The following is a 20,205-nucleotide window of genomic DNA, read 5'->3' on the forward strand; positions in this document are numbered from 1 at the left end:
GACCGTACCGGTGGCCGCTGCACGCGGTCCGGGTGCGGCGGCCGCTCCCGCCTGAGGAAAACATCATGAGCAAGCCCCTGCAGGGTGAAATCGCACTGGTCACCGGTGCCAGCCGTGGCATTGGTGCCGCCATCGCCGATCTGCTGGCCGCCCAGGGCGCCACCGTCATCGGCACCGCCACCACCGAATCCGGCGCTGCCGCGATCGGCGAGCGTCTGGCCGCCCACGGCGGTCACGGCCGCGCGCTGAACGTCACCGACGCTGCCGCACTGGACAGCGTGCTCGATGGCATCGCCAAGGAATTCGGCCCGATCTCGATCCTCGTCAACAATGCCGGCATCACCCGCGACAACCTGCTGATGCGCATGAAGGACGAGGACTGGGCGTCGATCATCGACACCAACCTGACCAGCGTGTTCCGCACCAGCAAGGCGGTCATGCGCGGCATGATGAAGGCGCGCAAGGGCCGCATCATCAACATCGCATCGGTGGTGGGCGTGACCGGCAATGCCGGCCAGGCCAACTACGCCGCGGCCAAGGCCGGCATCATCGGCTTCAGCAAGTCGCTGGCCAAGGAAATCGGTTCGCGCGGTGTCACCGTCAATGTGGTCGCACCGGGCTTCATCGACACCGACATGACCAAGGCGTTGCCGGAAGAGGCGCGTACCGCGCTGATCAACGACATCGCCCTCGAACGCCTGGGTTCGCCCGAAGACATCGCCCATGCGGTGGCCTTCCTGGCCAGCCCGGCTGCCGGTTACATCACCGGCGAAACCCTCCATGTGAACGGTGGCATGTACATGCCGTAAGCAAGGGGCGCAGGGATTGCGCCGCAAGTGGTTGATCTGCTGAGGTTTTTGCTGCGATGCAAGGCCGCGCCGGTTTCCACTACACTATCCCACGGCCATCGCCTTTGATGGCGACCACTTTTGAACCACAACTCCATCTGGAGCGAGATCCCATGAGCACCATCGAAGAACGCGTCAAGAAAATCGTCGTCGAACAGCTTGGCGTCAAGGAAGAAGAAGTCACCAACAGCGCATCGTTCGTCGATGACCTGGGCGCTGACTCGCTGGACACCGTCGAGCTGGTGATGGCCCTGGAAGAAGAATTCGAGTGCGAGATCCCGGACGAAGAAGCCGAGAAGATCAGCACCGTGCAGGCCGCCATCGACTACATCAAGGCCCACGTCAAGGCCTGATGTCAGACGGCAGTGCGCGCGCGGGTCTCCGCTCGCCGCGCACCGCACCCCATGGGGCCGCAGTTGCGGCCCCGTGTGTTTGAGCATCACACCGAAGCAAACCGTGTTACCCGATTGAACCTTCGGGTCAGGAGAATCAGCAATGAAGCGTCGCGTCGTCGTAACCGGCCTGGGTATCGTCTCGCCGTTGGGCAATGATCTGGCCAGCAGCTGGGAAGGCATCACCCACGGTCGTTCGGGCATCGGTCCGCTGACCAACGTTGCCGATGCCTACCTGGACCGGTTCACCACCAAGATTGCAGGTGAGGTCAAGGGTTTTGACATCACCGCCGACAACGAACTGTTCGGCAAGTACCGGGTCAGCGGCAAGGATGCCAAGAAGATGGACCCGTTCATCCATTACGGCCTCGGTGCCTCGTTCATGGCCCTGCACGACTCGGGCCTGGAAATCACCGAAGCCAATGCCGAGCGCATCGGCGCCATCGTCGGCGCCGGCATCGGCGGCCTGCTCGGTATTGAAGAGCAGACCATCGAGTTCCACGAGGGCAAGAAGATCTCGCCCTTCTACGTGCCCAAGACCATCATCAACATGCTGCCGGGCCAGCTGAGCATCATCAGCGGCCTGAAGGGCCCGTCGTTCTCGGCGGTGTCGGCATGCGCGACCTCGAACCATTCGATCGGTACCGCGATGCGCATGATCCAGTACGGCGATGCCGACGTGATGGTGGTCGGTGGTGCCGAGCGTGGCTCCTCGCCAACCGCACTGGGCGGCTTCTGCGCGATGAAGGCGATGAGCACCCGCAACGACGCTCCGGAACAGGCCTCGCGCCCGTGGGACAAGGACCGTGACGGCTTCGTGCTGGGCGACGGCGCCGGCATCCTGATCCTGGAAGAGTACGAGCACGCCAAGGCCCGTGGCGCGAAGATCTATTGTGAGCTCGCCGGTTTCGGCGCCAGCTCCGACGCGTACCACATGACCGCCCCGAGCGAGAACGGCGAAGGCGCCGCGCGCTGCATGGTGATGGCCATGAAGGACGCCGGCGTGACCCCGGAACAGGTCGGTTACCTCAACGCGCACGGCACTTCCACGCCGCTGGGCGACCTCGGCGAAACGATGGCGATGAAGACCGCCTTCGGCGACCACGCCTACAAGATGATGGTCAGCTCCACCAAGTCGATGACCGGCCACCTGCTCGGCGCGGCCGGCGGCGTGGAAGCGATCTTCTCGGTGATGGCGCTGCAGGACAACGTCATTCCGCCGACCATCAACCTGCAGCAGCCGGGCGAAGGCTGTGACCTGGACTACGTGCCCAACGAAGCACGCCAGGCCAAGGTGGACGTGGTGATGTCCAATGGCTTCGGCTTCGGCGGCACCAACGGCACGCTGATCTTCAAGCGCGTCTGACCGGTGTTGCGACGTCGAGCGATGCTCGACGTCGCCTTGGTAGGGCCGAGCCATGCTCGACTCCGCCGTTGTGTAGAGTCGAGCTTGCTCGACTGACCGCGCAATGCAGTCGAGCAAGCTCGACTCTACGCAGCAGGAGGCCGCCGCAAGGCGGCTTCCGTGCATCTGAACCCCCGAACTGGCCGCCATGACCCACGCACCGCTGATCCACCCGCTACCGCACCCGATCGACCTGCTGGCCCTGCAGCAGCACGACCCGGCGCGTTTCCCGCTGCTGATGGAATCCACCGCCTCGGGCACCGCCCAGGGGCGCTGGAGCCTGCTGCTGGCCGCGCAGGGCGATGGCCTGCGGCTGGATGCCGATGGCCAGGTGCGCGATCTGCACGACGTGGTGCAGCCCGGCACGTTCCTGCAGGCACTGGACCGTGCCTGGCAGCATGAGCGCCTGCCGCATGATGGCAGCCACAGCCTGCCGTTCCGTGGCGGCTGGGCGCTGATGCTGGATTACGAAGTGGCCAGCCAGATCGAACCGGTGCTGCCGGCACGTGCGCGCGAGGACGGCCGCTCGACCGCGCTGGCGCTGCGCTGCCCGGCCGCCGTGCTGCATGACCATCACAACGACGCCAGTTTCGTCATCGCCGAAGCGGGCGAACAGGCGCTGCTGGATGCGCTGGTGGAACTGGCCGCGCAGGCACTGCCGGATGCGGGGCAGGGCTGGCAGCCGCCGCAGGCGGTCGGCGAAGACGCGCCGCAGCGCTTCACCGATGGCGTGCGCCGGGTGATCGACTACCTGCGCGCCGGCGACGTGTTCCAGGTGAACCTGTCGCGGCGCTGGAGCGCGCAGTTCGCCGCGCCGGTCAGCCCGCAGGCGCTGTATGCGCAGCTGCGCCGTGCCAACCCGGCGCCGTTTGCCGGCCTGTTCAGCGCACACGGCCGTCACGTGGTCAGCTCCTCGCCGGAGCGGCTGGTCTCCGTGCATGCCGGGCATGCGCAGACCCGGCCGATTGCCGGCACGCGGCCGCGCTTCGAGGGCGATGATGATGCCGCGCGCATCCAGGAGCTGGTCGGCCACCCCAAGGAGCGTGCCGAGCACGTGATGCTGATCGACCTGGAGCGCAATGATCTGGGCCGCATCTGCCAGCCCGGCACCGTGGTGGTCGATGAGCTGATGACCGTGGAGAGCTACGCGCATGTGCACCACATCGTCAGCAACGTCAGTGGCCACCTGCGCCCGGAAGTCACTCCCGGCGAGGTGATCGCCGCTACGTTCCCGGGCGGCACCATCACCGGCTGCCCGAAGGTGCGCTGCATGCAGATCATCAGCGAGCTGGAACAGGTGCCGCGCGGGGCCTACACCGGTGCGTTCGGCTGGCTGAACCGCGATGGCGACCTGGACCTGAACATCCTGATCCGCACCGCCGAAGTGGACGGCCATGAGGTGAGCTTCCGTACCGGTGCCGGCATCGTGGTGGATTCGGACCCGGACAAGGAACTGGACGAGACCCGCGCCAAGGCCCGCGGCCTGCTGCGCGCGCTGGGCCAGCAGGGCTGATTCGGCCGGGGTCGGATCCCTCGCGCACCGCGCGAGGGCTCTGACCCCGGCGGTCATGTTGGTGGGTGCCGGTGGGGGCCATTGTTCGGGTGGGTGCCGACCGTTGGTCGGCACGACGACGCCACCCCGGTCATGACCCCACACCACCGGCACGGTATCCTGCACGACGGAATCGAGTTCAGAGGTAGTCCATGGCGGGAGCCAAGCGCGGGTGTCTGTTCGTGGTAACGCTGGTGGTGGTGCTGGCCGCCGTCGTGGCCGGCGCGGGCGCGTGGTTCTTCTACCAGCAGACCCGCTTCGCCGACGCCCCGATCACCCCCTCCGCCGAGAGCGTGGTCATCGCCAGCGGCGATGGCATGAACAGCGTGCTGCGCAAGCTGCGCGAGGCCGGCGTGGATGAAGGCCAGGACACCCAGTGGCAGCTGCTGGCGCGCCAGCTCGATGCCGCCGGCAAGCTGAAGGTGGGCGAGTACGCACTCAGTGGCGAGCTGACCCCGCGCGAGCTGCTGCTGCGCATGCGCGCCGGCAAGGTGCTGCAGCACCGCCTCACCATCATCGAAGGCTGGAACATCCGCCAGGTGCGTGCCGCGCTCAAGCGCGCCGAACCGCTGCTGCACACCACCGACAGCCTGGATGATGCCGCGCTGATGCAGCGCCTCGGTTTCGGCGGCCAGCATCCGGAAGGCCGCTTCCTGCCGGAGACCTACATCTATCAGCGCGGCGACAGCGATCTGGACGTGCTCAAGCGCGCCCATGCCGCGATGGAAAAGGCACTGGACGAAGCCTGGGAAAGCCGCGCGCCGGACCTGCCGATCAACACGCCCTACGAACTGCTGACGATGGCCTCGATCATCGAGAAGGAAACCGCGCTGGCCAGCGAGCGCCCGCAGATTGCCGGGGTGTTCATGCGCCGCCTGAAGATCGGCATGCGCCTGCAGACCGACCCGACCGTGATCTACGGCATTGGCGCCGCGTACGACGGCAACATCCGCCGCCGTGACCTGACCACCGATACGCCCTACAACACCTATACCCGTGCCGGCCTGACCCCGACTCCGATTGCCATGCCCAGCCGCGACGCGCTGATGGCGGCCGCACAGCCGGCTGCGGGCGACGCGCTGTACTTCGTCGCCGTCGGCGATGGCAGTGGCGCGCACGTGTTCTCGCCCAGCCTGGACCAGCACAACGCCGCAGTGGCCCGCTACCTGCAGCAGCTGCGCCAGCAACGTACCCAGGAGACCCCGGCGCAATGAGTCCCGCGCTGCTTCGCCACCCGCGTTTCGTCAGCCTGGAAGGCGGCGAGGGCGCGGGCAAGACCACCGCCATCAATGCCATCCGTGATTGCCTGCGCAGCCACGGCCACGAAGTGGTGCTGACCCGCGAGCCGGGCGGTACACCGCTGGCCGAGCGCATCCGCGGCCTGGTACTGAAACCCGATGCCGAGATCGCCGCCGAGCCGCTCAGCGCCGAAGCCGAACTGCTGCTGGTGTTCGCCGCGCGCGCACAGCATGTGCGCCAGGTGATCCAGCCGGCATTACAGCGCGGTGCCTATGTGTTGAGTGATCGCTTCACCGATTCCAGCTACGCCTACCAGGGCGGCGGCCGTGGCCTCGATCCGCAGTGGATTGCCGACCTGGAGCGCCGTGCGGTCGGCCTGCTGCCGGGGCTGACCCTGTTGCTGGATGTGGACGTGGCCGTCGGCCGCGCGCGCGCCAACGGGCGCGACCTGTGGCCGGACCGCATCGAAAGCGAACAGGATGATTTCTTCCAGCGCGTGCGCGAGGTGTTCCGCAGCCGCGCGCAGCACGACCCGCAGCGCTTCGCGCTGATCGACGCCGGCCAGGTGCAGGAACGCGTGGCCGCCGATGTGGTCGCGCAGGTCGAGCGCTGGCTGCGGGACGGGGAGGGCGCATGAGCACGTTTTCGCCGTGGCAGCAGCGCGCCTTCGACCAGACCGTGGCGGCACTCGATGCCGATCGTCTCGGCCATGGCCTGCTGATCTGCGGCCCGGCTGGGCTGGGCAAGCGCGAGGTGGCGCTGGCGCTGGCCGACCATGTGCTGGCACGTGGCGACGCTGCGCATGCCACGCGCACGCGCCAGCTGATTGCGGCGGGTACGCATCCGGACCTGCAGCTGGTCAGCTTCATTCCGAACAAGAGCGGCGACAAGCTGCGCACCGAGATCGTGATCGAGCAGGTGCGCGAGATCACCGACAAGCTGGCGCTGACCCCGCAGTACGGCGTGGCACAGGTGGTGATCGTCGACCCGGCCGATGCGATCAACCGCTCGGCCGCCAATGCACTGCTGAAGACCCTGGAAGAGCCGCAGCCCGGCCGTTACCTGTGGCTGATCAGCAGCGACCCGGCGCGACTGCCGCAGACCATCCGCAGCCGCTGCCAGCGCCTGGAGTTCAAGCTGCCGCCGCAGCACGAAGCGCTGGCCTGGCTGCAGCAGCAGGGCCACAGCGAGGCGTCGGCGCGTGAAGCGCTGGAGGCCGCGCGCGGCCATCCCGGGCAGGCCGACAACTGGCTGCGCGAAGACGGCCTGAGCCTGCGCCGCGAGGTCGGCCGCGAGCTGGAACAGCTGGCCGCCGGCAAGACCGGTGCGGTGGAGCTGGCGCAGAAGTGGTGCGGCGATGACAACGCGGCGCTGCGCCTGCGCTTTGCCGCCGACCTGGGGCTGGCCCAGGCCAGCACCGATGCCTTGACCACGCCGGAGCGATTGCACAAGCTTGCAGCCTGGTTCGATGCGGCCAACCGCACCCGCGACCTGCTGCGCACCACGGTGCGTGCAGACCTTGCCGTGGTCGAGTTGCTGCTGGCCTGGAACAAGGTGAACGAGCGGCCTGCCGCAAAGGGAAATCGATGAGTGCCAGCAACGCCCGCCAGGGCATCCTGTCCCTGGCTGTGAAGGACAAAGCCGCGCTGTACAGCGCATACATGCCGTTCGTGAAGAATGGCGGCATCTTCGTGCCCACGCCCAAGCGCTACTTCCTGGGCGACGAGGTGTTCCTGCTGCTGACCCTGCCCGATTCCAGCGAGCGCCTGCCGGTGGCCGGCAAGGTGATCTGGGTGACCCCGGCCGGCGCGCAGGGCAACCGCACCGCCGGCATCGGCGTGCAGCTGGCTGACGGTGCCGAAGGCGAGGGCGTACGCCACAAGATCGAGACCCTGCTGGCCGGCCTGACCAGCTCGGACAAGCCGACGCATACGATGTGATTCCGGTAGCGCCGGGCCATGCCCGGCGGCGACCTCGAAACCCCCGTGAACACGAATGTGAAAAACTGTTGACGGCCTCTGAAAAGCCCCTATAATGAGCGGCTCAGCAACACACCGGGCGGTTAGCTCAGCGGTAGAGCATTGCCTTCACACGGCAAGGGTCACAGGTTCGATCCCTGTACCGCCCACCATGTTGCAGAACGAAAGAAGCCTCCAGCAATGGGGGCTTTTTTGTTGCCTGCGATCCAGCAGATCAGCCGAATGCGCGCACCGCCTCAACCGTGCTCCTCCAGCAGCTCGCGCGCGATCATCGCCGTAGCATCCAACAAGTCGTGGCCGCTACCGGCCTGCACCACTACCGCCAGCAGACCACGGCCCACCTCGGCATTGCCGCTGGTCAGTTCCATCTCGCCTTCAAAGCACAGATCGGCCAACCATTCATGGGCCTGTTGCAAGCCTCGCTTGCGGACGCGGCGGAACTCGGCGAGCAGCTTCGCCTGACCGGCCTCCTGCTCGCCCTCGGCCAGCAGGCCGATGGCACCGCCGTGCGCCGCGCGCCAGATGGCAGGCAATGGGCGACCGTTCGCATCCACCACATCCACCGAGAACTGGGCGCAGTACATTTCGTAGCGTTTGCCCGCCGTACTGCCGGGCACGATGCCGGCCTCGGCGAGCAGGCGTTCGGCTTCATCCAGTTTGCTGAACTTCAAGCGCAGCAGTGCAGGGCGGCTCAGCTGTTGTGCCAGCGCGTGCTGGTTTGCGGCAAACCATACGTTCCAACCCACGGTTGCGCGGCCTTCCAGTGCGGCTTTGAAGTACTCCAGGTGTTCGGCGTCCATTGCGGCCTCCTGCGTTCCCTGCGCGATTGTAGCGGGAGCGTATCCGGGCGGGTCAGGCGTCACCGCCGGAGAGGCAGTGATGCGCCTCGCGCACCAGTTGTCGCGCGGCCACGATCAGTCCATCAGTGTGGAAGGCACCCAACTGCTGGTCCGGTCCACCCTCGGCGCGCGCTCGATCGCCCGCCTGCAGAAGATCGAGCAATGCACTGAGCCTGGACAGCGAGCGGCGCAGTGACGCGTGATTGCTGGCGCAAAGGGTGAGGCTGCTGCACGGTTGTCCGTCATCGCCGTCGGCATGGTTGATGGCATTGAGGCAGGTGAAGAAGGCAGGCGACTGCACGGGCAGATTCTGTTCGTGCAAGGCGCACTCGATCTCGCGTGCGAGGTCCTCGGGCACGTCGGCGGCGATGTCGCCGATCAGAGCGTAGAGGCGGGGATGGACGGCGGTGCGGTTGGTCATGACAGAACCCTCACTGGCGTGGAGCCACCTCCCAGAGTGAAGGTGGCGGACGGTGCGGGTTGGCGTACCAAGGCAAACGAACTTCCACCGAGAGGAAGGCCTGGCGGATCTGTCGATCCCCACGCACCGGCCGCCATTGAAGGCAATCGGTGCATTCTCTCTGCTGCGGCGTGAACCGCAGTGGTGGAAGTTCGTTCGTTTATTCGAGACGCCAATCCCGACCAAGGCACTTTGCCTCGGCGGGGCCATCATCGAACTGCCCTGACTGACAAGTCAGTAAGGAAAGTTGCATTGAAACGGCGACAACGCGGGCATCTCCAGTTCTGTGCGCCATTGCCGCCCTCGCGTGTGCGCAGGGACAAGCCGGACAGTGTCGATCTGCGCACGTGACGTGATTCGCTGACCAGGAAGGGGCAAAAGCGTCAGCGTGCGATGGTTCACCCTCCCGAAGGAGGGTGCAATGGGGTCACAAGTTGAACGTTGCTTTCTCCGCCATCAGCTGTGCAAACGATGCGTACCAATCGATATCAACACGGCTGTAGAGGTGCGCATCGCATTCATTCAGTGCTGTGGAGTGATGGGTGTCGAGCAGAATGAAGTCATCGCCCATCTGCGGCGTGCCGCTGACCTGTATGGCGCGGTCCAGGTGATACTCGAACGCTTCCACCACCGGATCTACAACCAACTCTCGACGAATCTGCACGATCTCCTCGTTGTCCTGCCCGAACGGGCGGATCAACTCGACGGGCAACAGGATGTCGATGAAGCGTCCTGGCATCGCAAAGCCATTGCTGACCTTCAGGAAATCGCGATAGCTCTTTGGCAATCTGACGCCAAGGCGCGTTTCAGCATCAACGATGGCCTGTTCACTGGCGCCGGGCACGCCACACCAATCGAGGGTTCCGGTCAGCGCGCGCCGGGCTACATCCGCCAAAGGACTGTCCGGGTACCGCTCGGCGAACGGTTGCATGCCCATGTCAATTTCTGGCGCGGCGAGCCGTTCTTCCAGCGTGGAGAGCGCTTGTTGACTGAGCCGGGTGAGAAGATCGAGCCAATCATCTGCACTGGCGGGAACGCGAGGGTGTTCTCTCTGTGTACTCATGGGATGATCCTCACCCAGAACTCTTCACCATCGACGATGCGCTCGCTCCCACAATAGAACTGGCCAAGTTTCCCGCCGACGCGTCGGTTGTCCGATGAATCCAGGTACTGGACGGACATCTGGTCCTCTGGCACAAGACTGGCACCCTGATAAGTCGATGCGAAGGGATATTCGTCGCAATCCTTCCCTGCCCCTGGCTGCCCTGGGAACCTCTGCAGGCAAAGCATTTTGCTCGCGCGTTGATTTGCCAGTCTTGCGGTATCGTTTCGCATGCGCGTCATTGCCTTCCCCACAGTGAAACATCAGGATCCCAGCGTCCGATGTTGTTGGGCAGTGCGGCCTGCGCCGCAAGAATGTGAGCAGCCGACTCATCAACGTCCGGGTCTGAAAGGCTGAGTTCAAGAACACCCGGATAATCCGGATGTCGACAACCAGAGTGGCTGTTCGCCAGCCTCTCGCACCGCAGTTCCGGCGCCGACATTTCGATCAGCGTCTGCTCCACGTTGAAGCGGTTCAGAATAAGCTGGGTGTTCTGGCTGGTGCGTCCATCCTCGGTATCCATGCCCAGCGTCACGGCGAAGTCATAGGTACCCTGTCCTCCGAGCCCGATCATCTGGAACTGCTGCTTTTCGGTACAGCTGCCGCAGTACAGGAAGGGCGCCATGGTCAGCCCCTTGGACGCCTCGCCCAGCACGTCCTGGATCACCACGCGCACACGATGCGTCCAGGTGGTGCCTGTGCGTGGAAGGTAGGCGTAGTCATACATCGTGACGTCCGAATACTCCTCAGCGCCGATGTCGGTGTTGTAGGACACGTAGCGCGCGGTTCGCTTGACGCAGTAGTGCCGGCGCGACCCTGCCGCCTCCTCCTCGTCCTTGTCGGTGGCGTCATTGCAGAGCTCCTCGAACGAAGGCTCTTCATTGCGCATGTCCGCTTCGTACCGATCAAGTTCGGCGAAGGACATGGTGGCGATCATCTGCGCGTCGCTGGGGCAGTCATCTTCCTGCTGCGCGCGTGCGGTGAACGCGCACAGCGTCGCGGCCAGGGCCAGTGGCGTCAGTTTCATCGGGGTCTCCTTGGGTTGGACAGGTGACCGGCAGAAGTGCCGGTTCCCCTTGATGCGCCTGCCCGCAGGAGGAGGAGGGTAGGAGTACCCCGGCCGTTGGTCGGGGCGTGATGCCGAGCACGGCCCGGATGTGGCGTCGATCACTGGCGTGTGGGTGGCCAGTCACATTGGCCCGTTCACCCCTGGCCCGACGCGACAGCCGCGCAGCCCTTGCCGAGTGCCGCGCAGCGTGCTCCCATCGGCAGGGACACTTCGCCGCGCCTCTGGAGCCCCGCCATGCCGCTCGCCCGCATCGATCTTCGCAAAGGCAAATCCGCCGACTACCTGCAACGTGTCGGTGAAACCATCTACCAGGCCATGCGCGCGGTCGGCGTGCCGGAAAACGACCGCTTCCAGATCTTCCAGGAACACGCGCCCGGCACGCTGATCTACGACCCCGGCTACCTGGGCGTGGACCGTACCGACGATTTCATCTGCATCCAGATCACCTGGAACGAAGGGCGCACGCTGGAGCAGAAGAAGGCGTTGTACCTGGGCATTGCCGAGGGCCTGCACGCGGCAGTGGGCATCCGCCGCGAAGATGTGTTCATCAATCTGGTGGAAGTGAAGAAGGAAAACTGGTCGTTCGGTAATGGTGTGGCCCAGTACGTGAGTTGATGGGCGAAAAGCATCCACGCATGGCGTGGATCTACTGAATGGACGGCGTGCGCGGGGAGGGCACTCCTGCGTCACCGTGTCGCAGGGGGCAAACCCTGAACGGGGTCCAAGGTTGGCTGCGTGCCCGTAGAATGGCCGGGTGCGTCATTCTGTCCTCCACCGCCGGTTCCAGGCCCTGGCTTGGCTTGCCCTGCTGCTGGTGCTGCTCGCCCCGCTGGTGAGCCGCTGGCTGGCGCACGGGCACGTGGCCGCGGCGGTGCCGGTGGCGGCGATGGATCATTCCCAGCACGCACAGCACGCGATGGAAGGCCATCACGACCACCACGCGATGGCGATGCCGCACGGCGAATCGACGCCGAAGCCGCCCGCCGATCCCCATGCCGATCATGAGATGGGTGTGGATTGCGATTACTGCCTGATCGCAGCGCGGTTGATCACGCTGTTGGTAGCGGCGTTGTTGCTGCTGGTGCCGATGGCCGCGGTGTGCCGCGCGCTGCGCGGTGCGGTGCGGGTGTTGCCGCAACGCGTCAGTGGCACATTGGGAGCGCGTGGGCCGCCGGTCTTGATGGCCGTCTGAGACCTGCGCGTACGCCGTTGGATTGATGCTTCCGAGCTGCCAGGCATGGCCTGGCACTACTGCGTGCGCGATTCCCGAACTCCTTGAGCTGCCCTGCTACTGCGGGGTGGCCTTGCCTGCCGTGAAACAATGAAAACGAACCCCAACTCCGCGCGCCTGCGCCGGGCGGCGCTGTCTGTCGCCTGCGCGCTGCTGCTGCACTCCACTTCTGCCCTTGCTGCCGACGCAGCACCACCGACCACGCTGGATACCGTGCGCGTGATCGATACCCGCAGCGGCGAGCTGTCATCCACCGCCAGCGCCGGCTCTGCGTTGGGCCTGAGCGTGCTGCAGACGCCGGCCAGCCTGACGGTGATTTCGCGCGAACAGCTGGAGCAGCGCGGCGACAGCAACCTCAACGATGCGATCAGCCGGGCCGGTGCGATCAGTGCGATGCCGCATCCGGGCAACGGCCTGAGTGCGTTGTCCAGCCGTGGCTTTACCGATGGCGCTTCGGTGATGCGTCTGTACGACGGGCTGCGCCAGTACGGCGGCGTGGGCATCACCTTCCCGTTCGATACCTGGTCGATCGAGCGCATTGAGGTGCTGCGTGGGCCGGCCTCGGTGATCCACGGCGACGGCGCGATCGGCGGGGTGATCAACATCGTGCCGAAGAAGCCCTCGCGCGGGGCCATCGACAACGAGATCAGCGTGACGGTGGGCAGTGAAGACACCGCGCGCCTGGGCTTCGGCAGTGGTGGCGCGCTGACGCCGGAGCTGGCCTATCGGCTGGACGTGAGTGGCAACTACAGCGGTGGCTGGGTGGACCGTGGCCGCAACAGCGATGCCACCTTCTCCGGCGCGCTGCTGTGGCAGCCGCGTACCGACCTGCAGCTGACCCTGACCCATGCGCAGGGCCATCAGAAGCCGATGCGCTACTTCGGCACGCCGCTGGTGGACGGACGCCAGTTGGACGCGCTGCGCCACCGCAACTACAACGTGGAAGACAGTGACATCCGCTTCCGTGACCGCTGGACCCAGCTCGATGCGTTGTGGACGCCGAACGCGAAGGTGGAATGGCGCACGCGCGTCTACCAGATCGACAGCCAGCGCGATTGGCGCAACGCCGAGGCTTATGTCTACAACCCGCGCACCGGTTTGGTCGACCGCTCGGGCAACACCCAGATCACCCACAACCAGGACCAGACCGGGCTGACCTCGACGCTGCGTGTGCAGGGTGAGGTGGGCGGTCTGGCCAACAGTTTCGCGGTGGGGATGGATGCCAACCGCGCGCACTTCAAGCACACCAACAACACCTATGCGGGCAGCTCCGGCCCGGTCGATCCGTTCCATCCGGTGCCGGGCCAGTTCGCCAGCGATGCACCGAATCTGCCGCGCTACCGCAACGCCGCCGAGCAGTACGCGCTGTTCGTGGAAGACCACCTGACGCTGAGCGAGCGTTGGTCGGTGCTGGGCGGCCTGCGCCATGACCGCGCGCGCATCGATCGCACCGATCTGATCAGCGGCCAGAACGCGTTCTCGAAGACCTACAGCAGTACCGGCTGGCGCGCCGGCACGGTATTCGCGCTGCAGCCGACGCTGAGCCTGTACGCGCAGTATTCGCAGGCGGCCGACCCGGTCAGCGGCCTGCTGATGATCAGCCCGGCCAACGGTGCCTTCGATCTGGCCAAGGGGCGGCAGATCGAGGTGGGCCTGAAGCAGGCCTTCGACGGTGGCGAGTGGACGCTGGCGGCGTACCGGATCCGCAAGACCGGGCTGCTCAGCCGCGACCCGCTGCTGCCCGATCGCCGGGTGCAGGTAGGGGCGCAGACCTCGCGCGGCATTGAAGCCTCGTTGAACTGGGCCTTCGCGCCGCAGTGGTCGCTCGATGCCAACGCCACGCTGCTGAAGGCCGAGTTCGAGGACTTTCTGGAAACCACCGGTTCGCCGGCGGTGCTGGTCTCGCGCGATGGCAATGTGCCGCCGAACGTGGCCGAGCGGCTGGCCAATGTGTGGCTGAGCTGGCAGTTCCTGCCCGACTGGACCGTGGCCGGTGGCGCGCGTTACGTCGGCAAGCGCTATGCCGACAACGCCAACACCCTGCAGCTGCCCGGCTACAGCACCAGCGACCTGGCGCTGAGCTGGCAGGCGGCACCGCGCACGCGGGTGAGCGCGCGCCTGTTCAACGTGTTCGACAAGGCGTACTACGCGACGGCGTACTACACCAGCACACAGTGGCTGCTGGGCGCGGACCGCCGCGTCGAGTTCACGCTCGACCACCGCTTCTGAGGACGCCGGCCATGTCGCTGCGATCCACCGCCAAGCGCTGGACTTACCTGGTGCACCGTTGGCTGGGCATCGGGGGATGCCTGCTGATGCTGCTGTGGTTTGTCAGCGGCATGGTGATGCTGTTCGTGGGCTACCCGAAGCTGACGCCGGGCGAGCGGCTGGCGGCGTTGCCGGTGCTGGGCGATGCGCACGGGCTGCTTGGCTTGTCGGCGTTGCCGGCAGCAGTGCAGGCGGAGCCGGAAAGCGTGGCGCTGACCACGCTGCGCGGTGAGCCTGCCTACGTGGTGCGTAGTGGCAACCACGTGGGGGCGTGGTCGGCGCACACCGGGCAGGCCCTGCTGCCGGTCTCGGCACAGCGCGCCGAAGCCTCGGCGGCGCAGTTTGCCGGCGGCCCGGCGTTCGTCGGTGCGATGCGCGTGGATGAGGACCGCTGGACCCATTCGCGTGCGCTGGACGCGCATCGGCCGCTGTACCGGGTGGAGGTGGGCGGTGCGCAGCCGGGTGACCTGTACGTGTCTTCGCGCACCGGTGAGGTGGTACTGGATGCCCCGCATGTGCAGCAGCGCTGGAACTATGTGGGGGCGTGGCTGCACTGGCTGTACTTCCTGCGCATGCAGTCGGTGGACCCGGTGTGGACGTGGGCGGTGATCGTGCTGTCCGCGCTGTGCACGCTGGCGGCGGTCAGCGGCATCGTGGTGGGGGTGTGGCGCTGGCGCTTCGCTGGCCACTATCGTTCCGGTGCGAAGACGCCGTACGTCGAGCCGTGGATGCGCTGGCATCATCTGATCGGCCTGACGGCTGCGGCGTTCGTGTTCACCTGGATCTTCAGTGGCCTGATGTCGATGAATCCGCTGGGCGTGTTCAGCAGTACGCGCGGGGCGATCGACATGGCGCAGTATCGCGGCGATGCGGTGGCGGTGAATGGCGCACTGGGTGAGCCGGCGAAGCTTCTGGCGGTGGCCGATGCCGAGCGCTTCCGGCCGGTGGAGATCCAGTGGCGACGGATCGGTGGTGAGCTGTTCGCGGTGCTGCTGGATGGGCAGGGCGAGACCCGCATCGTGGCCGCGGGCGAAGGGCATCTTCGGATGATGCGGCAGCTGCCGCTGGCGTGGCTGCAGCAGAAGGCGCAGGCGATGTCCGCCGCGCCGATGCATCGGTTCGCGCTGCTGCCTGCAGCCGATGCCTATTTCTATCCACGTGTGCCGGAGGCGATGAACGGTGCGGCGGTGCGCCGCTTCCCGGTAGCGGTGGCGGACTTCGGTGATGCCGAAGCAACGCGCGTCTACGTCGATCTGGCCAGCGGTGACCCACTGCTGACGTTGGGGCATCGTGAGCGGGTCGGGCGCTGGCTGTTCTACTTCCTGCACAGCTGGGACCTGCCGGCGATGCTGCGGCAGGAGACGGCCCGGTTGGGCGTGCTGCTGCTGTTGAGCATGGCCGGCACCGCGCTGTGCGCGACCGCTACGGTGATCGGTTACCGCCGGGTGCGGATGAAGCTGCGGCGCCGGCGCCGTTGATGCCGCGCGCTACACCCGCAGCCAGCGCGTGGACACCGCCACCAGCAGCAGTGCGATGGCCACACCGATGAATGCAGCGATCAGGCCGAAGTGGTTGGCGGCAAAGCCGATCAGTGCAGGGCCGGCGAGGATGCCGGCAAAGCCCAGCGTGGACACGGCGGTGATCGCCAGTGCGCCGGGCATGCGGGTCTGGTGGCCCGCCAGTGAGAACAGCGCCGGCGCGATGTTGGCGCAGCCGAGGCCGACCAGCACATAACCTGCCAGTGAGGCCTGCCAGGGCGTGACCAGCGTGAGCACCAGTACGCCGCTGGCAGCGAGCAGGCCGCCGAACACGATGGCGCGTTCGCGTCCCACCCGCGCCACCAGTGCATCGCCGAACAGGCGCGCGACGGTCATGGTCAGGGTGAAGGTCACATAGCCGATGCCGGCCAGGCTGGCATCGACGCGACGCACGTCGCTGAGGAACACCGCGCTCCAGTCCAGCATCGCGCCTTCGCCGAGGAAGGCCACGAACGCGAGCACGCCGATGAACAGCACGATGCCATGGGGCATCGCCAGCATCGGGGTGTCGTGGGGCATGCGCTCGCTGTGCCAGTACGACGCCGACACCAGCATCGCGAGCAGCATTGCAGCCACACCGATCAGCACCGAGGCCAGCGGTGGCAGCTGTGCGGAAAGCAGCAGGGTCATCATCGCCGCACCGAGGAAGCCACCGATGCTGAAGAAGGCGTGGAAGCCGGACATCATCACGCGCCGTGCCTCGCGCTCGACGATCACCGCCTGTACGTTCATGGTGCAGTCCATCGCGCCCACGGCAGCACCGAACACGAACAGCACCAGGCCCAGCAGCCACGCCGAATCGGCCAGTGCCAGCCCGGGCACGGTCAGGCAGATCAGCAGGCTGCTGGCTACCATCACCCGGCGGCAGCCCAGGCGCGCGGCCAGCACGCCGGACAACGGCATCGCCAGCAATGAACCGGCACCGAGGCAGAGCAGCACCAGGCCCAATGTGGCGTCGTTGATCTCCGTACGTGCCTTGGCGAAGGGGACCAGCGTGGCCCACAGCGCGGTGGCGAAGCCGGGAATGAAGAAAGCAGCGCGGGTCGCGTGCTGTTCAGCACGCGCGCGGTTGGCAAGGGACATGAGCGGTACGGTCAGGGGGAGTGGGGTGCACCGCGATGCCGGCGGCGCGGAAGCGCGCGGCCAAGGCCGGCGGTGCGCTGGTGGTGAGCACCAGATCGTCGATCTCGTCCAGGCTGGCAATCTGCCAGTGGCCACGGGCGCCGAGCTTTTCGGTGGTGGCGGCGACGATGACACGGCTGCTGCAGGCCACCATGGCACGCTTCAATGTGGCTTCTTCGGCATCCATCGCCCACACACCGGTGTCGCCGTCTACCGCGCACGGGCCGGGCAGGTACACATCGGCCCGCAAGCGCTGCACCTGGGCCAGTGCTTCGGCGCCCACCGCACCTCCGCCGCTGGCCAGGCGGCCGCCGATCAGCTGAACGGAAGTGCCTTCATGCAGGCTGGCGGCGGTGGCGATCTGCGGCGCGTTGGTGATCACCGTCAGTGCCAGTTCGGGCGGCAACTGCTGGGCGATGGCCAGGTTGGTTGAACCGGCATCGAGCAGCACCACCTGGCCAGGTTGCAGCAGGGCACAGACGCGCGCGGCCAGTTCGGCCTTGTCGCCACGGTCGCGGGTGAGCCGCTCGCGCAGCGGGCGTTCCTTCGGCGGCGGCAGCACGGCACCGCCGTAGACGCGCTGGCACAGGCCCTGGGCGGCCAGTTCGCGCAGGTCGCGGCGGATCGAATCTTCGGAGACGGCATAACGACGCGCCAGCTCGGCGGCCACCACGCGGCCCTGCTCGCGCAGTTCCTCGAGGATCAGTCGGGTGCGCTCGGCGGGGAGGGAATTGGATTCGGAGCTCATGGTGTGAGTGTGCATGTTCGTGCATGAACGTGCAACAACAGGCATTGAGCGATGGCGCGGCCGATGAGCGGGTGAGCCCGTGCCGGCGTAGGGCTTTGGAATGTGGCAGTGGCCCGGCATCATGGCTGCGCTTCTGGCATGGAATCCCTGATGTCCCCCACCGTTCACCGCAGGCTTCGCATCGGCGCGGACCAGTACACCGGCCAGAAAGTGGTCGACCAGCAGTTCCACGAATGCGATTTTTCCGGCGTGGACCTGACCGGCACCGAGTTCATCAACTGCAGCTTCTACGATGCCGACAGTCGCCTGGGGTGTCGCTTCAACGGCGCCACGCTGAAGGAAGCCAGCTTCCGCAGCTGCGACCTCAGCCTGTGCCATTTCAACTTCATCAAGGCGCTGGGCCTGGAGATCAGCGAGTGCCGCGCGCAGGGCGCGGACTTCAGCAACGCCAGCTTCATGAACCAGATCACCACGCGCAGCTGGTTCTGCAGTGCGTTCATCAAGAAATCGAACCTGCGCTATGCCAATTTTTCGCGGGTGACGCTGGAAAAGTGCGAGCTGTGGGAGAACTGCTGGGACGGTGCGAATGTGAGCGGTGCCAGCTTCGCCGGCTCGGACCTTTCCGGAGGCCAGTTCGAGGGCATCGACTGGAACAGCGCAAACTTCACCGACTGCGATCTGACCAACTCGGAGCTGGGCGAGCTGGACCTGCGCAGCACCAACCTGCGTGGCGCCACGCTGGATGTGCAGCAGGTGGCGCTGCTGATGCAGCGCATCGGCATCACCGTGGTGCCCTGAGCGCACCCGTAGCGTCGAGCGTGCTCGACGGCTCTTCAGCCTTCGTAGCGTCGAGCGTGCTCGACGGCTCTTCAGCCTTCGTAGCGTCGAGCTTGCTCGACGGCCGACGCCGCATCCAGACCTGGCCTCGGCTGCACCAAGGCGTCAAGCCGCATAAGCCACCCAGCCCTTGAAGCTGAAACCTGCATAGAACAGCTCTGCGCCCTCGAAGCCGGCCTCCCGCAGTAGCGCGACCTCCTGCTCGGGTGCCAGCAACGGCAGCCGCTCGGCGATGGCCTCGATCGCGCGCTGCGCATCAGCATGTGCCACGCCGGATGCTTCGGCGAAGGCTGCATAGCGCTGCAACCAGCGCCGCTTGCCGGCCGGATCCTGCGGCACGCTGTGGTGGGCCACCACCAGTGGCGCGCCGCGTTGCAGGCGCCGGTGCAGCTCGCGCAGCGTGTGCAGGCGCTGCGCGGCGTCGAGGAAGTGAAGGGTCAGCAGGCAGCTGGCACCATCGAAGCGCATGTCCGGCGCATCGTCGATATAGCCTTCCAACAGCTGCACACGCGATAGCAACGGGCCCAGTGTCTGCTCCGCCAGGGCCAGCATCGGCGCAGCCGGGTCGACCCCCAGCAGCTGCCAACCCGGTTGCGCCTCGGCAAAGGCCTTCAGTTCCAGCCCGCCACCGGCGCCGAGCACCAGCACACGGCCCTGCGCTGGAACCCGTTCGGCCAGCAGCAACTGGCTCATCTGCTGCAGGGCCAGAAAGCCCGGCACCTGGCGCAGTGGGCCTTCGGCGTAGCGGGCTACCGCCTGCGGATCGGAGAACGTGGACATGCGCGGTTTCCTGCAACGGGCGACATACCACTGTAGCGCGGCGCGCAAGGGCATTGCGCGCCGCTGCCGCACAGGCAGGTGAGCGCTCAGGCCGCTTCCGCTTCCAGCACATCCTGCAGCCGCACCTCGCCAAGGAAACCGCCGCTGCTGGTTGCCGTCCGCTGCGCCTCGATGGCGTGGGCGAACTGCACGCCGGCATCGTCCTGGAGTCGTTCGAACAGCTGCTGCAGCTTCGGGAAGTCGCGGCGGTCGACCACCTGGTGGTAGTCGTTCCAGCGGGCGATGCCGGCGAAGTAGGCGTCGGCCAGGCTGCGCTGTCCGCCCAGCAGCCAGGGGCCGTTGCCGATCATCTGCTCAAGCGCCTGATGCACGTGGCGTACTTTTTCCGTGCCGTAGCGGCGCAGGGCTTCGCCGTCGGCACCTTCGGCATGTTCCAGCGCATGCCAGAGCGGGGCATAGGCACCAAAGAAGCTGGTGTTGAGGTAGGCCAGCGCCTGGTTGAGGCGGTCGAAGCCGGGCGTGCCCTGCGCGAAGCCCCAGCCCTGGGCGATGCCGCGCGCGGCCAGATGGTTGAGGATGGCCAGGCTTTCGCTGATCAGTTCGCCGTTGGCGGTGCGCAGGGTGGGCGTTTCTCCCAGAGGATTGAGGCGGCGATAGTCTTCGCCCTGTACCTGGCCGGGCATTTCGATGCGGCACAGCTGGTAGGGCTGGCGCAGCCATTCCAGGGCAACGATGGAGCCGAACGAGCAGCCCGAGGGCACGCCGTAGAAGAGGATCGGGGTCATGGCAGGTTTCC

At 66.4% G+C, this 20,205-nt stretch carries 22 protein-coding genes and 1 tRNA gene; 14 read left to right on the plus strand and 9 right to left on the minus strand.

Annotated features, from left to right (window positions below; all coding sequences use genetic code 11):
- Window positions 1-65: 65 nt before the first annotated feature.
- The 9 genes from fabG to N4G47_RS03110 all read left to right on the plus strand — a co-directional run bounded on the left by fabG (window position 66) and on the right by N4G47_RS03110 (window position 7,567).
- Window positions 66-809 (plus strand): 3-oxoacyl-ACP reductase FabG, encoded by a 744-nt coding sequence (gene fabG / locus N4G47_RS03070; RefSeq protein WP_005408312.1) that lies wholly within the window; start codon window positions 66-68, stop codon window positions 807-809.
- Between the two features lie 152 nt (window positions 810-961).
- Complete coding sequence (gene acpP, locus N4G47_RS03075) at window positions 962-1,201, plus strand: acyl carrier protein (RefSeq protein WP_005415509.1); 240 nt, start codon at window positions 962-964, stop codon at window positions 1,199-1,201.
- A gap of 142 nt (window positions 1,202-1,343) precedes the next feature.
- A complete protein-coding gene (gene fabF, locus N4G47_RS03080; protein ID WP_107230030.1) occupies window positions 1,344-2,606 on the plus strand; it encodes a beta-ketoacyl-ACP synthase II in 1,263 nt (420 codons plus the stop codon).
- A gap of 187 nt (window positions 2,607-2,793) precedes the next feature.
- Entirely contained in the window at window positions 2,794-4,158 is a 1,365-nt protein-coding gene (locus N4G47_RS03085; protein WP_475285121.1) for an aminodeoxychorismate synthase component I, read from the plus strand.
- A gap of 191 nt (window positions 4,159-4,349) precedes the next feature.
- Window positions 4,350-5,411 (plus strand): endolytic transglycosylase MltG, encoded by a 1,062-nt coding sequence (gene mltG / locus N4G47_RS03090; protein ID WP_475285123.1) that lies wholly within the window; start codon window positions 4,350-4,352, stop codon window positions 5,409-5,411.
- Window positions 5,408-6,073: a dTMP kinase gene (gene tmk, locus N4G47_RS03095; RefSeq protein WP_475285125.1), complete on the plus strand. Its 666-nt coding sequence runs from the start codon at window positions 5,408-5,410 to the stop codon at window positions 6,071-6,073. The genes mltG and tmk overlap by 4 nt, the downstream gene beginning before the upstream one ends.
- Entirely contained in the window at window positions 6,070-7,026 is a 957-nt protein-coding gene (locus tag N4G47_RS03100) for a DNA polymerase III subunit delta' (protein WP_475285127.1), read from the plus strand. The genes tmk and N4G47_RS03100 overlap by 4 nt, the downstream gene beginning before the upstream one ends.
- Window positions 7,023-7,376: a PilZ domain-containing protein gene (locus N4G47_RS03105; RefSeq protein WP_004146965.1), complete on the plus strand. Its 354-nt coding sequence runs from the start codon at window positions 7,023-7,025 to the stop codon at window positions 7,374-7,376. Before N4G47_RS03100 ends, N4G47_RS03105 begins: the two co-directional genes overlap by 4 nt.
- Before the next feature lie 116 nt (window positions 7,377-7,492).
- A tRNA-Val gene (locus N4G47_RS03110) sits at window positions 7,493-7,567 on the plus strand.
- A gap of 84 nt (window positions 7,568-7,651) precedes the next feature.
- On the opposite strand, the gene N4G47_RS03115 is transcribed toward N4G47_RS03110, so the two are convergent.
- The 5 genes from N4G47_RS03115 to N4G47_RS03135 all read right to left on the minus strand — a co-directional run bounded on the left by N4G47_RS03115 (window position 7,652) and on the right by N4G47_RS03135 (window position 10,843).
- Window positions 7,652-8,215: a hypothetical protein gene (locus N4G47_RS03115; protein WP_475285129.1), complete on the minus strand. Its 564-nt coding sequence runs from the start codon at window positions 8,213-8,215 to the stop codon at window positions 7,652-7,654.
- Window positions 8,216-8,267: 52 nt separating this feature from the next.
- Complete coding sequence (locus N4G47_RS03120) at window positions 8,268-8,675, minus strand: hypothetical protein (protein WP_475285130.1); 408 nt, start codon at window positions 8,673-8,675, stop codon at window positions 8,268-8,270.
- A 466-nt stretch (window positions 8,676-9,141) separates the two neighbouring features.
- Window positions 9,142-9,777, minus strand: a complete 636-nt coding sequence (locus N4G47_RS03125; RefSeq protein WP_475285131.1) for an SMI1/KNR4 family protein — start codon at window positions 9,775-9,777, stop codon at window positions 9,142-9,144.
- Window positions 9,774-10,058 carry a NucA/NucB deoxyribonuclease domain-containing protein gene (locus N4G47_RS03130; RefSeq protein ID WP_475285133.1) on the minus strand — a complete coding sequence of 95 codons (285 nt, stop codon included), beginning with the start codon at window positions 10,056-10,058 and terminating at the stop codon, window positions 9,774-9,776. The genes N4G47_RS03125 and N4G47_RS03130 overlap by 4 nt, the downstream gene beginning before the upstream one ends.
- Complete coding sequence (locus N4G47_RS03135; protein ID WP_475285135.1) at window positions 10,055-10,843, minus strand: hypothetical protein; 789 nt, start codon at window positions 10,841-10,843, stop codon at window positions 10,055-10,057. The genes N4G47_RS03130 and N4G47_RS03135 overlap by 4 nt, the downstream gene beginning before the upstream one ends.
- Window positions 10,844-11,119: 276 nt before the next feature.
- Here N4G47_RS03135 and N4G47_RS03140 point away from each other — a divergent pair, with 276 nt between their 5' ends.
- The 4 genes from N4G47_RS03140 (at window position 11,120) to N4G47_RS03155 (ending at window position 15,862) form a co-directional block, all read left to right on the plus strand.
- Window positions 11,120-11,500 (plus strand): tautomerase family protein, encoded by a 381-nt coding sequence (locus tag N4G47_RS03140; protein ID WP_180866944.1) that lies wholly within the window; start codon window positions 11,120-11,122, stop codon window positions 11,498-11,500.
- A 190-nt stretch (window positions 11,501-11,690) separates the two neighbouring features.
- The gene (locus tag N4G47_RS03145) at window positions 11,691-12,077 is read left to right on the plus strand and encodes a DUF2946 family protein (RefSeq protein ID WP_475289882.1); all 387 of its coding nucleotides are present in this window, start codon (window positions 11,691-11,693) and stop codon (window positions 12,075-12,077) included.
- 129 nt (window positions 12,078-12,206) lie between these two features.
- The gene (locus tag N4G47_RS03150; RefSeq protein ID WP_475285138.1) at window positions 12,207-14,345 is read left to right on the plus strand and encodes a TonB-dependent receptor; all 2,139 of its coding nucleotides are present in this window, start codon (window positions 12,207-12,209) and stop codon (window positions 14,343-14,345) included.
- 11 nt (window positions 14,346-14,356) lie between these two features.
- Window positions 14,357-15,862 carry a PepSY domain-containing protein gene (locus N4G47_RS03155; protein WP_475285140.1) on the plus strand — a complete coding sequence of 502 codons (1,506 nt, stop codon included), beginning with the start codon at window positions 14,357-14,359 and terminating at the stop codon, window positions 15,860-15,862.
- Between the two features lie 9 nt (window positions 15,863-15,871).
- Here N4G47_RS03155 and N4G47_RS03160 read toward each other — a convergent pair whose 3' ends face one another.
- Together N4G47_RS03160 and N4G47_RS03165 are read right to left on the minus strand one after the other, a co-directional pair.
- Complete coding sequence (locus tag N4G47_RS03160) at window positions 15,872-17,005, minus strand: MFS transporter (protein ID WP_309339231.1); 1,134 nt, start codon at window positions 17,003-17,005, stop codon at window positions 15,872-15,874.
- The gene (locus tag N4G47_RS03165) at window positions 16,977-17,792 is read right to left on the minus strand and encodes a DeoR/GlpR family DNA-binding transcription regulator (protein WP_475285142.1); all 816 of its coding nucleotides are present in this window, start codon (window positions 17,790-17,792) and stop codon (window positions 16,977-16,979) included. Before N4G47_RS03165 ends, N4G47_RS03160 begins: the two co-directional genes overlap by 29 nt.
- Window positions 17,793-17,942: 150 nt before the next feature.
- Here N4G47_RS03165 and smqnr point away from each other — a divergent pair, with 150 nt between their 5' ends.
- Entirely contained in the window at window positions 17,943-18,590 is a 648-nt protein-coding gene (gene smqnr, locus N4G47_RS03170) for a SmQnr family pentapeptide repeat protein (protein WP_409461028.1), read from the plus strand.
- Between the two features lie 144 nt (window positions 18,591-18,734).
- On the opposite strand, the gene N4G47_RS03175 is transcribed toward smqnr, so the two are convergent.
- Together N4G47_RS03175 and N4G47_RS03180 are read right to left on the minus strand one after the other, a co-directional pair.
- On the minus strand, window positions 18,735-19,409 hold the full coding sequence (locus tag N4G47_RS03175; RefSeq protein ID WP_475285144.1) for a class I SAM-dependent methyltransferase: 675 nt from the start codon (window positions 19,407-19,409) through the stop codon (window positions 18,735-18,737).
- 86 nt (window positions 19,410-19,495) lie between these two features.
- Entirely contained in the window at window positions 19,496-20,194 is a 699-nt protein-coding gene (locus N4G47_RS03180; protein WP_475285147.1) for a glutathione S-transferase family protein, read from the minus strand.
- Window positions 20,195-20,205 lie beyond the last annotated feature (11 nt).

It is taken from the genome of Stenotrophomonas sp. GSD10, from assembly GCF_056172695.1.

Excerpts from the sequence above, each read along its gene's own strand:
- fabG (WP_005408312.1), top strand. The coding sequence starts at position 66 with ATGAGCAAGCCCCTGCAGGGTGAAATCGCACTGGTCACCGGTGCCAGC.
- acpP (WP_005415509.1), top strand. The coding sequence starts at position 962 with ATGAGCACCATCGAAGAACGCGTCAAGAAAATCGTCGTCGAACAGCTT.
- fabF (WP_107230030.1), top strand. The coding sequence starts at position 1,344 with ATGAAGCGTCGCGTCGTCGTAACCGGCCTGGGTATCGTCTCGCCGTTG.
- N4G47_RS03085 (WP_475285121.1), top strand. The coding sequence starts at position 2,794 with ATGACCCACGCACCGCTGATCCACCCGCTACCGCACCCGATCGACCTG.
- mltG (WP_475285123.1), top strand. The coding sequence starts at position 4,350 with ATGGCGGGAGCCAAGCGCGGGTGTCTGTTCGTGGTAACGCTGGTGGTG.
- tmk (WP_475285125.1), top strand. The coding sequence starts at position 5,408 with ATGAGTCCCGCGCTGCTTCGCCACCCGCGTTTCGTCAGCCTGGAAGGC.
- N4G47_RS03100 (WP_475285127.1), top strand. The coding sequence starts at position 6,070 with ATGAGCACGTTTTCGCCGTGGCAGCAGCGCGCCTTCGACCAGACCGTG.
- N4G47_RS03105 (WP_004146965.1), top strand. The coding sequence starts at position 7,023 with ATGAGTGCCAGCAACGCCCGCCAGGGCATCCTGTCCCTGGCTGTGAAG.
- N4G47_RS03115 (WP_475285129.1), bottom strand. The coding sequence starts at position 8,215 with ATGGACGCCGAACACCTGGAGTACTTCAAAGCCGCACTGGAAGGCCGC.
- N4G47_RS03120 (WP_475285130.1), bottom strand. The coding sequence starts at position 8,675 with ATGACCAACCGCACCGCCGTCCATCCCCGCCTCTACGCTCTGATCGGC.
- N4G47_RS03125 (WP_475285131.1), bottom strand. The coding sequence starts at position 9,777 with ATGAGTACACAGAGAGAACACCCTCGCGTTCCCGCCAGTGCAGATGAT.
- N4G47_RS03130 (WP_475285133.1), bottom strand. The coding sequence starts at position 10,058 with ATGACGCGCATGCGAAACGATACCGCAAGACTGGCAAATCAACGCGCG.
- N4G47_RS03135 (WP_475285135.1), bottom strand. The coding sequence starts at position 10,843 with ATGAAACTGACGCCACTGGCCCTGGCCGCGACGCTGTGCGCGTTCACC.
- N4G47_RS03140 (WP_180866944.1), top strand. The coding sequence starts at position 11,120 with ATGCCGCTCGCCCGCATCGATCTTCGCAAAGGCAAATCCGCCGACTAC.
- N4G47_RS03150 (WP_475285138.1), top strand. The coding sequence starts at position 12,207 with ATGAAAACGAACCCCAACTCCGCGCGCCTGCGCCGGGCGGCGCTGTCT.
- N4G47_RS03155 (WP_475285140.1), top strand. The coding sequence starts at position 14,357 with ATGTCGCTGCGATCCACCGCCAAGCGCTGGACTTACCTGGTGCACCGT.
- N4G47_RS03160 (WP_309339231.1), bottom strand. The coding sequence starts at position 17,005 with ATGTCCCTTGCCAACCGCGCGCGTGCTGAACAGCACGCGACCCGCGCT.
- N4G47_RS03165 (WP_475285142.1), bottom strand. The coding sequence starts at position 17,792 with ATGAGCTCCGAATCCAATTCCCTCCCCGCCGAGCGCACCCGACTGATC.
- smqnr (WP_409461028.1), top strand. The coding sequence starts at position 17,943 with ATGTCCCCCACCGTTCACCGCAGGCTTCGCATCGGCGCGGACCAGTAC.
- N4G47_RS03175 (WP_475285144.1), bottom strand. The coding sequence starts at position 19,409 with ATGTCCACGTTCTCCGATCCGCAGGCGGTAGCCCGCTACGCCGAAGGC.
- N4G47_RS03180 (WP_475285147.1), bottom strand. The coding sequence starts at position 20,194 with ATGACCCCGATCCTCTTCTACGGCGTGCCCTCGGGCTGCTCGTTCGGC.